This window comes from Pedobacter sp. NEAU-ZC8 (assembly GCF_059278965.1).
This window is the reverse complement of record NZ_JCAJXC010000017.1, coordinates 1-14,608: the sequence shown is the minus strand read 5'-3', so window position 1 is coordinate 14,608 and position 14,608 is coordinate 1. Positions and strand designations below refer to the sequence as shown.

The window sequence follows — 14,608 nt, the reverse complement described above, 5'->3', positions numbered from 1 at the left end:
ATAAAAGTTATTGTACTTGCGTATTTAGGTTATTGTAAATGTTGAATTGCAGTGATCACTCCACCTTCAACTTTAAGCCCGCGACTAGCAGCTGCGCTGGATGCATCCACCTTGTATACATAGCTTGATCCGTCTTTCAGGTTTACACCGACGTAGGCCGTCTTGCCGTCTTTCGGCGTATAGTTGTTTACTGTTACGGATTTGATTTCTGAAACTTCTGGAAACCCACTTACGAGCTTGAAAGTCTTATCTACTACATTTACGACGCCGATCTTTGTACCGTCCACGAAAGCACCTTTTTGTGCCTTTAGAGTGGCGTTTACCACAAAGTTGTTGTTACCGATATATAGCCAGTTCGTGATGACATAACCATTTGATGCCGCTTCAACATCCATGAAGTAATCCTTATCGAATTCGGTTGTACCTGCTTTGATCCTTGTAATTGCAGATGGTTTTGTAGAGGTAAGTACACCGCCCTTGGTGGCTACACTGGAAGAAAAGGCGTAAACATCACCATTTTCGACCAGGTCAAGTCCGTTGGTAAAGTAGCGGCCAATAAAGCTGGTACGGTCATCCTGGATCACCTTCTCCAGCTTCATTTCCGGGTAAGAATACACTGCAATCCATGCCTGATCCGGGTAGTCAGTTCCAAATGCATCGTTACAGCAAGCTTTGATGGAGAAGTATGGTGCATAAACTTTGTTTCCCACTTGTTTTATCCAGCTGAAAAATGCGGTTTCACCGTTGTTAGAAGGGGCATGAACATCTATGGTGCCCTGACCGCTGATCAACAAGGTGTTTGTATTTACGCGGTACCAGTTGGCCAGCGGCGTTGCGATGTTCCTCGGAATCTTTACCAGCAGCAGGTCGTCATTTACCGGGGCAAATGCCTGAACCGTTTCAGTCTGGAAGTTGGATAATTTGTTCAATTTTCCTGCTTTAACATCGTAAGTAGTAACTGCACCAGGATTATTCTGCCCATAAAGCATGCTGAAGAATTTGTTGTTGTGCGCTACATAATAGCGGTAGGTACCATCCTGCTCCACACCATTTCCGATGATGGATTTCACGCCGCCGTCCAGGTCTGTCGTCGTAAGCAGGTAATCTGCCACACCGGTGGAAGCGGCTGGCGTTACTGCAAGAATGAAGTTCCCTTTGCTTTCCGGATTTACCGGATCAACCGGGGTGTCTGTAGATTCACTTTTAGTGCAGGCGCTTAGGACAGCTGCAAATGCGATGGCAATAAATGCTTTTGTAAATTTGGTTTTCATGATTAATAGGATTTGAAGGAGGCGTTAGGTTATGTGTTAATTGTTGATTTGTACTTGTCTAGATACGTTGGCTGCATTTGCTACATGCTCAAATGCTGACCTGAACTTGGCTTAATGGCGACTGGCATTGATGAAATACCTGATGTTCAGGTAGAATGACCGTCCTGGCTTCTGCAGGCTGAAGTTGTCGTACAAGTCCGCATTACCCAGGTTTTTGCCTTCCAGCCCGATGTTGTACCTGCCCCTGCCCATGCTGTATACGACATTCACATCGTGCGATAGCTGCTGCGGCACAACCTTCTTTTCGTCGCTTTCCGCCCGCCCCCCGAGGCTCGGCCAGTACAACCAGAATGCATGTACATACAGGAGGTTGTATCCAATACTGAGGTTGTTGCCTTTACGGCCGAAATCTTTTATTGAAGCAGAAACATCGGCATTGCCAAAGAGGTAAGGGATGTTCGGCATCTGATCACGGTACAGCGGGCTTACGCCGGTAGAGCCTGGTTCATACTGCTGCAGGTTGCGCAGAAACTGATAGGTCACCGTTGTACCCGCTGTGAACCAATTTTTGTAGGCATAACGGATTTCCGCATCACCACCCCAGGTGCGTACACCATCACGGTTATCGGCCACGAGCTTCGATTGATTATTGTTCAGCCGGTTGTATATAAAATTATCCGCATGCCTGTAAATCCCATTTGCGGTTAGCAGGATGGTGTTGTCTTTATCCAATGCAAATCCGTAGGTAACACCAAGGTTCACATTGTTACTTTGTTCAGGTTTCAGGTTGGCATTCCCCTCCTGATTTTCGACGTCACCGAAGATCTCCTGGGCTTCAGGCATGCGGTTAGTTAACTCATAAGATGTTTTTAATTGCAGGTTTTTATTGATGAAGTAGGTGGCTGCGGCACCATAACCCAGCCTGTTCTGGCCGGCGCGGTTTGCAGTACCTCCAGAACCGCTGCCATCAACACTTCCCTGATATAGGTATTTACCAAATACCGTGGCACTCCATTTATGTTGCATATCGAAGCTGTAGCCGAAACCGAGCACGTTCTTATTGGTTTTCTTGGGTTGCTCGTATGCTGAATTCGCAGGATTCAGCTCATCACTGCCTTTGCGGTTGAAAGTGCTGAAGACCTCACTTAATGCCAATGACTGATGATCATCAATTTTGTAATTTAGCGTTGCTGTAGCCAGGCCGTTGTTGTTCTTATATTTGTACAAGCTCCTGGACCGCTCCCCATTGGAACCCTGCGGTATGCTGTTGCCGTACCAATCGTAACGTACGTTCATGGTATCAATATTCTGTTCCTCCCCGAGATTGTAGTTGGCATTAACCGTTAAATCCAGTCCTTTGATCAGGTTGGTTTTCCGATATTTCAGGCTCGGCATAATGATATTCCCCCGGCGATGCCAGCCACCAAACACCGAAACCATACGTGCGCCGGTTTGAATCTCTTTGTAGTTTTTACCCAGCGTTACCCCGATTAACAGTTTGTCAGCATAGCTTTTATCCACCACACCCACATTGGCGATTAAGGTTTCATTATGGTAGTTATCATGGAAGCGCCTTAGGGCCGCTCTTGCTGCGTAAGCTCCAGTGTTAATATCAGCAGCTTCCACATTTACCTTATAATCGTTGTCCGAGTAATTCTGAAAGGCATTTACCTGTACGGTGAATCCATTTTCGGCAGTAGCCGCGGCATTAATTACACTGCGATGGGTGTTAAATGATCCGAAAGCATAGGAGGCGTCAAAGTAATTCCGGTATTTGTCGCCAGTAACAATGTTTATCGCCCCACCCAGGGCGTCAGAGCCTAGCCACATGGGTACTACGCCTTTATAAACTTCTATCCGGTCTGCGATATTGATCGGGATATTATTGATCTGGAAAGAAGAACCGAAGTTGTCCATCGGAATACCATCGATGAAATATTTCACATGATTACCGGAGAAGCCGTTTAATGAAAGGTTAAAGTTTGAACCTACGCCTCCGGATTCACGAACACGTACCCCTGCCACCCGGTCCAGCGCTCCAGAGATATCAAGTGTCGTATTATAAAGCTTTTTAGCGTCGATCGCTGATACATTGAAAGCCTGCCTGTTGGTTTCCTGCGCTACCGTCCGCCCAATGACAGACACTTCCGACAAATCCTGCTCCGCATCCTGCAAGGTAAACTGCAAAGCCTGATCTCCATTTAAAGGAACTGACACTCGCTTTTCAAGCAGGGCAAAGCCGATATGAGATATCCGGACGGTGTAAGTGCCTGCGGGTAAAGAAATGAACACAAATTTACCCTCCTGGTCGGTCAAGGTAGATTTTTGAACCTGTTTGATCTCTACCCCGGCGCCATAGACAGGCCTGCCATCGGCAGTAACTATCCGGCCGCTCAGCCCATGCAGTTGTTGCGCAGACAGCTGAAGGCTGCTCAGAATAACACATATAAAGAATATAATGGACCCGAATCTTTTTGTTATGGAATGCATTGTTTATGGTATGCTTATTTAGACTAATTCTTAACTTGGCCAAAAATACAGGTTACCATCTACGAGATTTGCAGGAATTCGTACGCATTTAACAGCACAATGTTTAAGGTCAAAATCAGGAAAGCAGCAGAAATTATTTTAGAAACATACTTTGAACCGGCTGAATATCCGTTAGTTAATGTCTATTTCAGTACAGACTTATTGTATTTGCGATACTGGTACAATGCAGCAGCGCCTGCAAACGTGACGCTTGCCGCGGAACCGGACATACTGCTCGACCTAACCTTATCAGAAGACACTTACATGAAGTTGACTGGAGAATTTCCAATCATTGAGGGTATCGACAGCTCCGGCTCGATGGCTGCAAAGCGTGTAACGAATGACGTGAGAAGCATTATCTTAGAGATTTTGCATTGCGACTGCCAACCGCGGTACCGGGAGGCCTACCTTAAAGCGAAGGTTTCCGAATTGTTGGTAATGATGCTTTCTACCGGGTACATGGAAAAACCATCCGGGCGCTGGACGGTCCGGGAGATCGCCATGTTAACAGAGATCAAAGAGCTGATCTCCCTGAACTTGCAGAACTGCTACTCGATTGAGCAGCTCGCGGAGATCTCCGGTATGAACCGCACAAAGCTGCAGGAAGGCTTTAAAGACCTGTTTGGTAAAACGATCTTCAGTTATACCACAGACATGAAAATGCTAAAAGCCAAGATGCTCCTGGAGGACGAACAAGGACTGAGCCTCAAGGAAATTGCCGGGATGCTGGGCTACAGACACACCAATCACTTTTCTGCAGCCTTTAAAAAGCGCTACAACTTCTCCCCTTCCCAGTTAAAAAGATCATAGTCGCAACTGCGCTAAATGGCTTTAACCTTCAGCTGGTCAAAGGCAGCCTGAGCTTTATAAGCCCGGAGACCAATGCTCCCGGATTTGAACTCCTCGTCCTTAACAGATATTATTGGCATGGAGGCACCATCAAGGAATACTTTGAAGCTGTTTCCTTGCGCCCGCACCTTCAACCTGTATTGCTGGTGTTGCTTCAAGTTCGCTTCTTTACTGCTGATGACCTGCCAGGTATAACCATTAGCCTTACCCAAGGTCACCAGACCGGTTTCAGGATTAAGTCCAACGTAGTAGCCTTGGTACGCGTCTGCACCGATCGCGGGTTTAGTCACACGGAAAATAATCCCTGCATCGCCCGGACTGGTAAGTTCCAGGGATGCTTCATACTCGAAGTCCGAGAATTCAGTCGCATTGGCTACAATCTTGGACCCATCTATGCCATAGCTTCCCGAGCCGGCATTTGAAGCCGAGTGAATGGCACCATCTTTCCAGAACCAGCCACCGCCATAAAATACCCAATCCTCTGGCATACCTTTTTTGAAATTCTCCGCTATCGTCTTATTGCGTTTCCCGGGTGTGCCAACAACCGGAAACAGGCTTAAGCGGATGTTCTCCGAACCAAATGGCACCAGGGTGATCTCTTCCATTGGCGCGTCCGAAACAACGGGGCTCACCGGAACATCAAATGCAGCCACTTTATTATAGGAAATACCCCAACCCGGAATCTTACGGGCGCGCATTTTCAACTTTACGGGCGCATCTGTAGCAATAAAAGGGTTATCAGCCATAGCAGATCGCAATACTTCGGTATCGCTAACCGACTGGTCCAAACCTAAAACCAGCGCATAGTTCCAGGATGTTTCAGGCAGGATCTCATAGTCACTAAAGCCTTGCACAGCATGTGTTTTAGTGATCTGGTTTTTAGCCTTCATGTCAAGGGCAAAAACCAAGGGTCCACGTTCTACGCTAACCGCATTGTTTACCTGATGCTTTGTCCTGACTTCCATTGGGAAATTAAGCTCCAGCACATCATCTGCTTTCCAGGTTTGCGCAACCGTAAACATTTTACCCGCCTGAATACCGCTCAGCAATTGCCCGTTATATTTCACTTCAGGATTTACACTCCAGCTTGGTATTCTCAGCACAAGGGGGAAGGACACAGGCTTGTTCAGGGAGAACTTCAATCTGATCTTTTCTTCGAAGGGATAAGCAGTTTCAATCGCCAACTTCAAGTTCTGGTCACCAGCTACCACTGCATTCACTTCCATTGGCCCATAACTTAACATCGCCAATCCTTGCTCCGGTGTAGCCATCACACTGTTCTTCACAAAATAGGGCCAGCCCATGTGCATGTTGTAGCGGCAACAGGGGAATCCGGAGTATGGGCTAGAAATAATACCCGTATCATAATCCTGGTTAAAACCATGCCCACCATGTATGCTCAACACCTGATTGGGCAAGGTATAGTAGGAATGATTTTTAAAGTCCCTGCTGAATTGTGCTGGCAGTGCATTGAAAGCCACTTGCTCCAGCTGATCCCCAATATGCGCTTCGTGAATTACCCGGCCGGCAGTCTCCAGGCTTTGCATCCATTCCACCACAGAACAGGTTTCCACCCCCTGAATGGAGCTCCTGCCTGCAAGGAACTCTGTACCTGAACCAAGTCCTTGCGGCTGACCGTGGTCGCGCATGATATGCCTGATACCCGCATCCATTGCCTGCAGGTTTGCCGGTTTATCGTCCAATTGTCCATATATCACCGGAAATTTCAGCGCCTGCGCAACATTGACCATATGCTTTGGTTGAAAATCATCTCCATAGTAGTAGAACTGATTCTTCGTGTAGATATCAATCCATGGATAAGCCTGTTGTTTCAGCTTTTCCACCAGTTTAAGCAAATCGGCATCACCAGTTTTATTGTACACCCAAAGGGCAATCTCCATGTTATCCCCTGCACGTGATTTACCCCAGTCTTTCAGTGGGTCGCCATCGAGATGAGCAAGTTCATACTTCAGGTATTTCTGCAAGAAAGGAACAACACGCTTATCACCTGTTGCTTCAAAATAGCTCTGCAGCGCATACATCATGGGCATGCGTGGCCACCAGTCCTTCATTTTCGCAGGACCAAACAAACCATCAGCCTGCTGGCTGTTCAATGTCCAGTCGATGTATTTCTGTGCCTTTGCTTTTAGTCCGGAATCATCCAGGATGTATGCCAGGGCAACCAATCCTTTCAGGTAATACGGTACCCGCTCCCAGCCAGGTTCGCTGCCGCCAAGCCAGTCCGAGCCTTTCCCCAGATTGCCATCTTCGGGATATAGCGCCTCTGCATGGCCCGTGGCGCCATCCCGTTGCTGCTCCAGCTGCTTAAGCAGCCAGCCTTTTGCTTTGATGCTGCCCAATGGCAGCTGCACATAGGTATCTTGTTTTAAAGGCTTACGGTTGAAATCGTAAGCACCGCCCGATTGCGCAACACTGCTCCCTGGAATTGCCAGGCAAGCGAGCACTGCAAGGCCGATAACTTTCAATGGAATTGCCATACCAAAAGATTATTCACACCAAGATAGCATTTTACTACTTTTGCTTGGGCAATAATTTTCCTCCTTGTCTGCGGTATCCAGCGCTAACATTAGCTGCCTTCCTGACTCGAAAGTGATATTAACGTATTTACAGTTTGTGCAAAGGTGGAACCAAGGCATTCTATTCATACCTAAACCTCTAAAGTAATACAATCGCCACAAATCTTTAGCACAAAAAACGGGCTACTTGAGGTAGCCCGTTGCTGGTAGATTGGTTTATAGATGACCTTACAGAATGAAAAACACCTTTGAAGGTCCCTGAACGGTACCTTGTGGTTTTTCCTCCGCTTTGTAACTCTCCTTTAACATCTGTTTGATGTCACGCTCTGCAGTCATCGAGATGGTGGTCGTCGGTGTATCTGTAGGCATGTTTTCAAAGGGATCCTGCAAGTGAATGGCCATTTTTTCAATAAGGAAGAACGAACTTGATATGGCTATAACCAATGGGATCTCCACCACACCAAAAAACTCGATCAATCCAAACGGTAAGAGCATGATGAACAAGATTAGTGACATGTGGATGTAGATGCTGTACGTTGCCGGGAATACGGTATTCTTAATCCTTTCGCAACCACCCAGCTCGTCTGTTAACCTGCTGAAGGTTCTATCGATCTCCACCTGTTGAAATTCATTGATCCAGCCCAGCTTATAAGCCAAACGCAGATCGTTACCCTGCATTTCCAACAAGCCTACCGGTACATTGGTATAATTCTTCACATAGCGCAGGTCCTCATCAGAGATCCACTTTTCAAGCTGATACGTTGGATCCTGATTCCGCAGGTGCCGGCTCAGGCTGTAGTTCCAGGCAATCTGCCGGTGTGCGATACGTTCACAAAAGGCTCGTTTCTCTTCAGTGCCATAATCCACGTCGATGAAGGTCAGTAACTGTCGCGTAAGCGTTCTGGAGTCATTTAATATCGCACCCCAGAGTGTTCTTGCTTCCCACCAGCGATCATATGCCTGATTGGATTTAAAGGCCAGCAATAAGGAGATGACAGTACCCAGTATTGTCGGTATCGCAATCGGAATGGATATCCGCGTAAAATGAAAATTATTATACATCAGGGCCACGATGATCGAATAGATGGATACAAAGATCAGTTCCTTTTTAATCTTCCCCAGGATGTAGGTGAATGGTATGTTTTTCTTTAATAGCATGGTCGTAAGTTTAGGTTGACAGGTTTAAACCGCTTCTTGTAACTGTTCTTGCGCCGGCACGCGAATTGGAGCTTTCCGTTCTGCCTGAAGATGAAGCACTTTAAGTCCGCACTTTTGAATCAATCCTTCCGGATTTACGCTCATTTTATTCAAAGGCTTCAAGGAACAGTGTTTCAGGTCAAGAACAGCGTCCACATCATGTGCTTCCAGGTAGTTTCGGAACATGCTCAACGTACTTCCGTAGAAGAAGTCCACTTTGATACTTTCAACTTGTGGATATGCCGATTTAATCCTTTCGCAGGCCTGATAGAAGTCATCACTTACGTAATCGTACTCCCGGTTACGCCTGGAAAGCATCAGCAGTTCCGTGATAGAATCTGAGATTTTAAAAAGATGGATAAAAATTAAATGAAAACGAGTATTTTCGTGCTGCTCACACAGATTTTCAATACATGCTAAGGTGCTAACGTTGAAATCGGTTGGGATTAAGATGTTTTTCATGTCCGTAGGGTTAAGGTGATTGCTCTGTTTTATTTACAATGCAATACTATCCCGCAAACATTAAAATGAATTAAACACCTTATTAGACCTTCATTAGAATATACCTTTGTTCTAAATTCCCAAAAGCTGGACTTCCCCTTAAAAATCAGCCATTTACAGATAAGGAAATTATTAGCAGGCCTGCCGCATTAGAAAGTTATTAGAACGGCCAGCTAAAAATGCTATTATTGCTGGGCTATGCCGCAGAAATTGGCAGGTAAACCTGTATCTCTGTTCCCTTATCTTCCTGCGAACTGATGCCGATAGAACCTTTATGCAACCTGATGATATTGAGTGTTAAAGGCAGGCCTATTCCGAAACCTTCAAACTCGCTGGTATTAGATGCGCGGAAGAAAGGTTCGAATACATGTTGCTGATCTTTCTCCGGAATTCCGATCCCGTTATCAGTGACTACAATTACGATAAAGCCGTTTTCGGTTTTTGCCTGCACCTTTACCGGTTGTTTTTTAGAATATTTACAACCGTTCATAACGATGTTACTGAGCGCCAGCAAGAGCAGGTTATTGTTGCCAGCGGTATATAGCTGTGATTCTTCCTCGGGCAGGGTAGAGAAATCAATGTCAATGGTACATTCGGCGTCAATCTTTTTAACGGCATCAGCAACATTCAAGACCAGCTCGTCTACCCGGATCTGCTGCCAGTTTTGTTTCTTCCCATCAAAGCCGGATTGTGCCAGACCAAGCAAACTGGTCAGGATATGATGTAACTTTTCGGCTTCCCCCAGAATGGTTTTCACAGAAGCCTCAGCAACAGGATCAAGTTTCTTCCCGGAAAGCAGCAGTTCGGCCTCACTGGTCATGATGGTTAACGGTGTTCTTAATTCATGAGAGGCATTGCTGATGAAGTTGTTCTGTGTTTCAAAGGCGGTCTCCAGCCGGGTCAGCATGGTGTTGAAGGTCGAGATCAAAATAGAGACCACATCATTACCTTTTACCTCTGGCAATCGGGAATGCAGGTTATTCGCCTTGATCTGTTTCACACTGAAGGTAATATCCTGAATAGGCTTGATGATGTATTGTGACAGTACCAAGCCGGCAATGTAAGACAGTACAATGGAAATGAAAAAGCAGACAATAAGAACCTTTTTAAGCTGCTGCAGCTCTTTGAAACCATAGGGATCTGATGCAGCAACAATGACCATAAAGCGCTCGCCCTTGGTCTGGAAGATTTTACCGAAGTAAAAGTGATTGGCTTCATTATACTTGGCACTCCCGTTATCAAGGATCGACTTATAGAAACTTTGTGGAAGGTTCAAAGGATGTGGAAAGCTGCTTGCATTACTGTCAATTTTAACGACATAGTTCTGTTCATCTTCCAACTTCTCCAGGTATCTGGCGCGAACTTCTTTATAGGCATCTGTATTGGGATCAGCGAACAGATTTGTCTGCGCCGTTAAATTCACACGTGCTTCCAGCCTATCGAAGAAATCTTTAAAGCTAAACTGAGATACAAAGTAAAAAATGGCCGCATTCAGTAAGATCAATCCACCCGCGGAAATGGCAAAAAATAATAAGGTGATTTTAGTCTGAAACTTCATTCGCATCTGCTTTAAACATGTAACCCATTCCAAATACCGTATGGATTAGCTTGGTCTGATATCCATGATCGAGTTTTTTCCGGAGGTAATTGATATATACATCCACCACATTGGTGCCCATGTTGAAATCAATATCCCAAACATGCTCCAGGATCTGGATCCTGGACAGCACCACATTTTGATTGCGTAGAAAATATTCCAGTAAACGGTATTCCGTAGCCGTTAATACAATCGACTTACCATCACGGACAACTGTTTTTGACAGCAGGTCGACTTCGAGACCTTCAATGCGAAGCGTATTGCGTGCAGGTGCTACATTCTTGCTTCTACGCACCAACGAGCGGATCCTGGCCTCTAACTCCGCAAATTTGAAGGGTTTTACCAGGTAGTCATCTGCGCCGCTGTCAAGGCCTGTAATGATGTTTTCCGTACTGCTTAAGGCTGTAAGCATCAATACCGCGACATTGTTATCGGCTTTCCGGAGTTCCCGGCATACTTGTATGCCATTCATGCCGGGAAGCATAATATCTAAAATGATCAGGTCGAACTGGTGTTTCATCGCCATTTCCAAGCCTGTCTGCCCATCAGCCGCAACGCTGACTTCCATACCTGCCTCATTTAACCCCCTGATGATAACAGAAACTAACCCCGGTTCATCTTCAATCAGTAATATCTTCAATTGCCTCCTGTTTTCTGAAATGTAAAACGTTCTTGTTAAAGCACTGCAGGGTAAGTGTATGTTTGACACACCCGTGACCATACATCGTACATGTTGTGCTCCTGCTGTCTATATCGGACTAACAAAAACATCTAGTGTTAGTTTAGCCATCAGATCGTTTGTTTGAAATTATACCTGGTATACAAGAAAACTACCTCTTTATTCAGGTAGATCAACGGAATTCTTTGATATTCTGGCTAGGTCCTTCCCTTAGCCCCTTCTTTCCCTGGAGGATGGCATGTTTTTTCGGCTGCACGATGCTTTCCATTATATGAAAGCGTCCCGGGGAAGTTTAAAAGCATTGGATTGGGCCAACCTGTTTATGGCAGATGTCAAAGACGGTGTTGGCGTATATCTTTCCGTGTTCCTGCTAACCGTCCGGAACTGGGAACCTGACCAGATTGGCTATGTCATAGCTATCCCGGGATTAGTCGGTATTCTGATCCAGCCACCTGCAGGTGCATTGATCGACCGTAGTACCTATAAACGCTTTCTACTTATTGGCGCGTCCATTATTATTGCTATTTGCTGTTATGCACTAATCATCAGCGGAGACTTCTACGTGACTTTGATTTCACAGGCAAATGTTGGCTTTGTCCAAAGTGTGTATGCACCTTGTGTGGCCGCTATTACCTTGGGTATGGTTGGACATGCATTACTATCACAACGCATCGGCCGGAATGAGAGTTTCAACCATATGGGCAATATGGGTGCAGCAATCATTGCAGGCCTGCTGGGCAGGTTCATTTCATACGAAGCGATCTTCTACTTCTCGATGTTCCAATGCGCTGCCCTTGTGATAGCGGTATTGCTGATTAAAGAAAAGGATATCGATCATGAGCTGGCCAGGGCTGCAGCGGAAAATAATGCCGGGAAGGCTGTGGGCGTAATGGATTTGTTCCGCAACCATAATATTCTATTCTTTACCATTTCCATGGGCTTGTTTCACTTAGCCAATGCTGCCATGCTGCCCTTAGCTGGCCAAAAGATGGGGCTGGCAGACGGAAAGAACTCTTCATTGTATCTTTCAGCAGCAATAGTGATTGCGCAGGGCGTAATGGCCTTCGTTGCTGCCATTAGCGGCCGGCGGGCAGAAAAAGGAAGAAAGAAAATTATGCTCATAGCTTTCATGCTACTGCCAATCCGTGCGGGACTCTTCGCCTTCCTTGATGATCCTTACATACTAACGGCAATACAGATCTTGGATGGCATTGGTGCCGGGATTTTTGGTGTAGTCAGCATCCTGATGATTGCCGATCTAAGTCAGGGTACAGGACGATTCAATCTGCTACAGGGGTTTGTATATTCAGCTATTGGCCTGGCTGCTTCAATAAGCAGCGTTATTGGTGGATTGATCGTAAAGTGGGGCGGCTATCCGACAGGGTTTGGTTCATTTGCAGTACTTGGGATCATTGGTCTCCTGTTCTTCTGGAAGTTTGTACCCGAGACCTTGGTGATCCCCGAAGGAATGAAAGAGAAAGCAACTGCCGTTAAGCGTTAGTTACGGCGTTAAGTGGGATGGAAAATGAGAAAGTTGAGCCTTGCCCGAACTTGCTTTCTACCCAGATCTTCCCGCCGTGTCTTTCCACGATCTCTTTGCATAGGTACAATCCGATGCCAAACCCGGCAACTGCATTTGTCTGCTTATTTTCGACCCGGTAAAAACGGTCAAACACATGAGGTTGATCCTCATGTTTAATACCGATACCGTTGTCCTTAACACTCACCTTTACAGCATCAGGGTCCTGAGGTGTGCAGGTGACCTGAATGGTGGCATCAGCTGGAGAGTATTTTATAGCATTGCTGATTAAATTGGTAATTACAAGTTCAAGCTTATCCCGGTCAACATTCATCCAGGTGGTTTCCACCGGGCTGAAGATGATGTTGCCTGAGCTGTTATCAATCTTGATGTCGGATTCAATCTCTTTGATTAATTCCGCCATATCACACCAGCTGGTTTCCAGCTGAATCTTACCAGCTTCTAATCTGGAAACGTTCAGGAAACCAGTAATCAGCCCAATCATCTTCCCAACTTGTTTTCCGGCCTTTTCGAGAAGTATCGATACTAAGGAATTACCTTGAGGCGCCAGTTTCTTGTGCAGCACTTGAATATACCCGTTCAATGAAGTTAGGGGCGTTTTAAGCTCGTGGCTCACCATGGCAATAAAATCGTTCTTACGCTGTTCATCAAGCTTGGACTTGGTAATGTCCAAAACGGTACCCGAAAAGTTGGCCCCTTTACCGCCCTCGGCAGCATAAAGCCGCCCGGTGGAGCGGAGCCATCGCAGCTGCCCATCGTTACGTCCTATTACTGGAAATTCAAGATCATTGATCTGACCCTGGGAGAATGCCAATTCGATCCCCTTTTGAATTTTTTTCTGATAGGCCGGATCTACTTGACCGAGCGCTTCATCGAAGGTCATCGGTTCTTCCTCAGCAAAGCCAAAGAGTGCTTTAAAGCGGGATGAGACAATAAACTCCCGGGTAAGTGCATCAATATGCCAGGTACCAAGGTTTGCAGAGTCTACTGCCAGGCGCAAGCGCTCCTCCATCTGTTGCGTTGCTTTACGTCTGGCTTCTGATAATTCATAGGCAAAGCGTTCCTCCTGTGCACTTACAACGGCTTTGGTAATGTCAAGCACTACATGGGCGATGTATTCAACCTCACCGGCATCATTTACAATAGGCGAATTCGTTGCTTTCCAGTACCGCGTTTCAAAGCGGTCTGTGCCACGGATGGGTATATCATATTTCTGACTCGGCAGAATATCCTGAACCTTGGTATGCAGTACCGTGATAAGACTGTTGCGTAAGCTTTGTACATTCTGGGTAACCGGATCATCCGAATTATCTGGGAAAGCCTCTAGTGTTCCAAAGCCGATGAGATCTTCAGGTTTAGCATTTACCGCCTGAAGGTACGCAGGATTCACATCAACAATCGTGAATCTCGGCGCATCAGGCTTTAATAGCAAAGTGGGCGGCGCAGTTTGAAAGTAAGCAGCGAAATTAACGGAATGATGTGGCACGCGATTTCTATTTTAATAAGCTGTTGTTTAGATGCCCAAAACAAAAACCATGCGAAACAGACAGGAAGTGGGAAAAACCCGTATAAACAAGAAAAGCCTGCAAGGTTATACTTACAGGCTTTCTTTAAGATTTGGCACCGACCTACTCTCCCACGTGTTACCGCAGTACCATCGGCTCTGGTGGGCTTAACTTCTCTGTTCGGAATGGGAAGAGGTGGACACCACCGATATAGGCACCTAAATATTTTTAATGTTATTTAAGCTATCTATCTCTCGATTGATTGGTATTCAATAACAATGACATATTATTGAAAGAAGTTAGTTCCAGAAGAACAAACAACAGTATTCTGCTTTTGAAAGCTTCGGATGATTAGTATTACTCGACTATGCTGTCACCAGCTTTACATCTGTAACCTATCAAC

The 14,608-nt window shown here is 45.9% G+C and carries 10 protein-coding genes and 1 rRNA gene; 2 read left to right on the top strand and 9 right to left on the bottom strand.

Going from position 1 to position 14,608, the window contains the following annotated elements; translation table 11 throughout:
• Positions 1-29 precede the first annotated feature (29 nt).
• Together AC5WJX_RS13770 and AC5WJX_RS13765 are read right to left on the bottom strand one after the other, a co-directional pair.
• A complete protein-coding gene (locus AC5WJX_RS13770; protein WP_494484975.1) occupies positions 30-1,271 on the bottom strand; it encodes a DUF4374 domain-containing protein in 1,242 nt (413 codons plus the stop codon).
• A 111-nt stretch (positions 1,272-1,382) separates the two neighbouring features.
• Positions 1,383-3,761 carry a TonB-dependent receptor gene (locus tag AC5WJX_RS13765; RefSeq protein ID WP_494484974.1) on the bottom strand — a complete coding sequence of 793 codons (2,379 nt, stop codon included), beginning with the start codon at positions 3,759-3,761 and terminating at the stop codon, positions 1,383-1,385.
• 99 nt (positions 3,762-3,860) lie between these two features.
• Between AC5WJX_RS13765 and AC5WJX_RS13760 the strand changes: the two genes are divergently transcribed.
• The gene (locus tag AC5WJX_RS13760) at positions 3,861-4,610 is read left to right on the top strand and encodes a helix-turn-helix transcriptional regulator (protein WP_494484973.1); all 750 of its coding nucleotides are present in this window, start codon (positions 3,861-3,863) and stop codon (positions 4,608-4,610) included.
• 11 nt (positions 4,611-4,621) lie between these two features.
• Here AC5WJX_RS13760 and AC5WJX_RS13755 read toward each other — a convergent pair whose 3' ends face one another.
• The 5 genes from AC5WJX_RS13755 to AC5WJX_RS13735 form a co-directional block, all read right to left on the bottom strand.
• Positions 4,622-7,147, bottom strand: coding sequence for a beta-L-arabinofuranosidase domain-containing protein (locus AC5WJX_RS13755; protein ID WP_494484972.1), 2,526 nt, complete (start codon positions 7,145-7,147; stop codon positions 4,622-4,624).
• A gap of 267 nt (positions 7,148-7,414) precedes the next feature.
• On the bottom strand, positions 7,415-8,344 hold the full coding sequence (locus tag AC5WJX_RS13750; protein WP_440430993.1) for a bestrophin family protein: 930 nt from the start codon (positions 8,342-8,344) through the stop codon (positions 7,415-7,417).
• Positions 8,345-8,368: 24 nt separating this feature from the next.
• On the bottom strand, positions 8,369-8,845 hold the full coding sequence (locus AC5WJX_RS13745; RefSeq protein ID WP_494484971.1) for a hypothetical protein: 477 nt from the start codon (positions 8,843-8,845) through the stop codon (positions 8,369-8,371).
• Positions 8,846-9,080: 235 nt separating this feature from the next.
• On the bottom strand, positions 9,081-10,442 hold the full coding sequence (locus AC5WJX_RS13740; protein ID WP_494484970.1) for a sensor histidine kinase: 1,362 nt from the start codon (positions 10,440-10,442) through the stop codon (positions 9,081-9,083).
• The gene (locus AC5WJX_RS13735) at positions 10,426-11,121 is read right to left on the bottom strand and encodes a response regulator transcription factor (protein ID WP_494484969.1); all 696 of its coding nucleotides are present in this window, start codon (positions 11,119-11,121) and stop codon (positions 10,426-10,428) included. Before AC5WJX_RS13735 ends, AC5WJX_RS13740 begins: the two co-directional genes overlap by 17 nt.
• Before the next feature lie 310 nt (positions 11,122-11,431).
• Between AC5WJX_RS13735 and AC5WJX_RS13730 the strand changes: the two genes are divergently transcribed.
• Complete coding sequence (locus AC5WJX_RS13730) at positions 11,432-12,661, top strand: MFS transporter (protein ID WP_494484968.1); 1,230 nt, start codon at positions 11,432-11,434, stop codon at positions 12,659-12,661.
• Here the strand turns inward: AC5WJX_RS13730 and AC5WJX_RS13725 are convergent.
• Both AC5WJX_RS13725 and rrf read right to left on the bottom strand, forming a co-directional pair.
• Positions 12,651-14,186: an ATP-binding protein gene (locus AC5WJX_RS13725; RefSeq protein ID WP_494484967.1), complete on the bottom strand. Its 1,536-nt coding sequence runs from the start codon at positions 14,184-14,186 to the stop codon at positions 12,651-12,653. The genes AC5WJX_RS13730 and AC5WJX_RS13725 overlap by 11 nt on opposite strands.
• Positions 14,187-14,315: 129 nt before the next feature.
• Positions 14,316-14,427: ribosomal RNA gene (gene rrf / locus AC5WJX_RS13720) — 5S ribosomal RNA — on the bottom strand.
• Between the last annotated feature and the right edge of the window lie 181 nt (positions 14,428-14,608).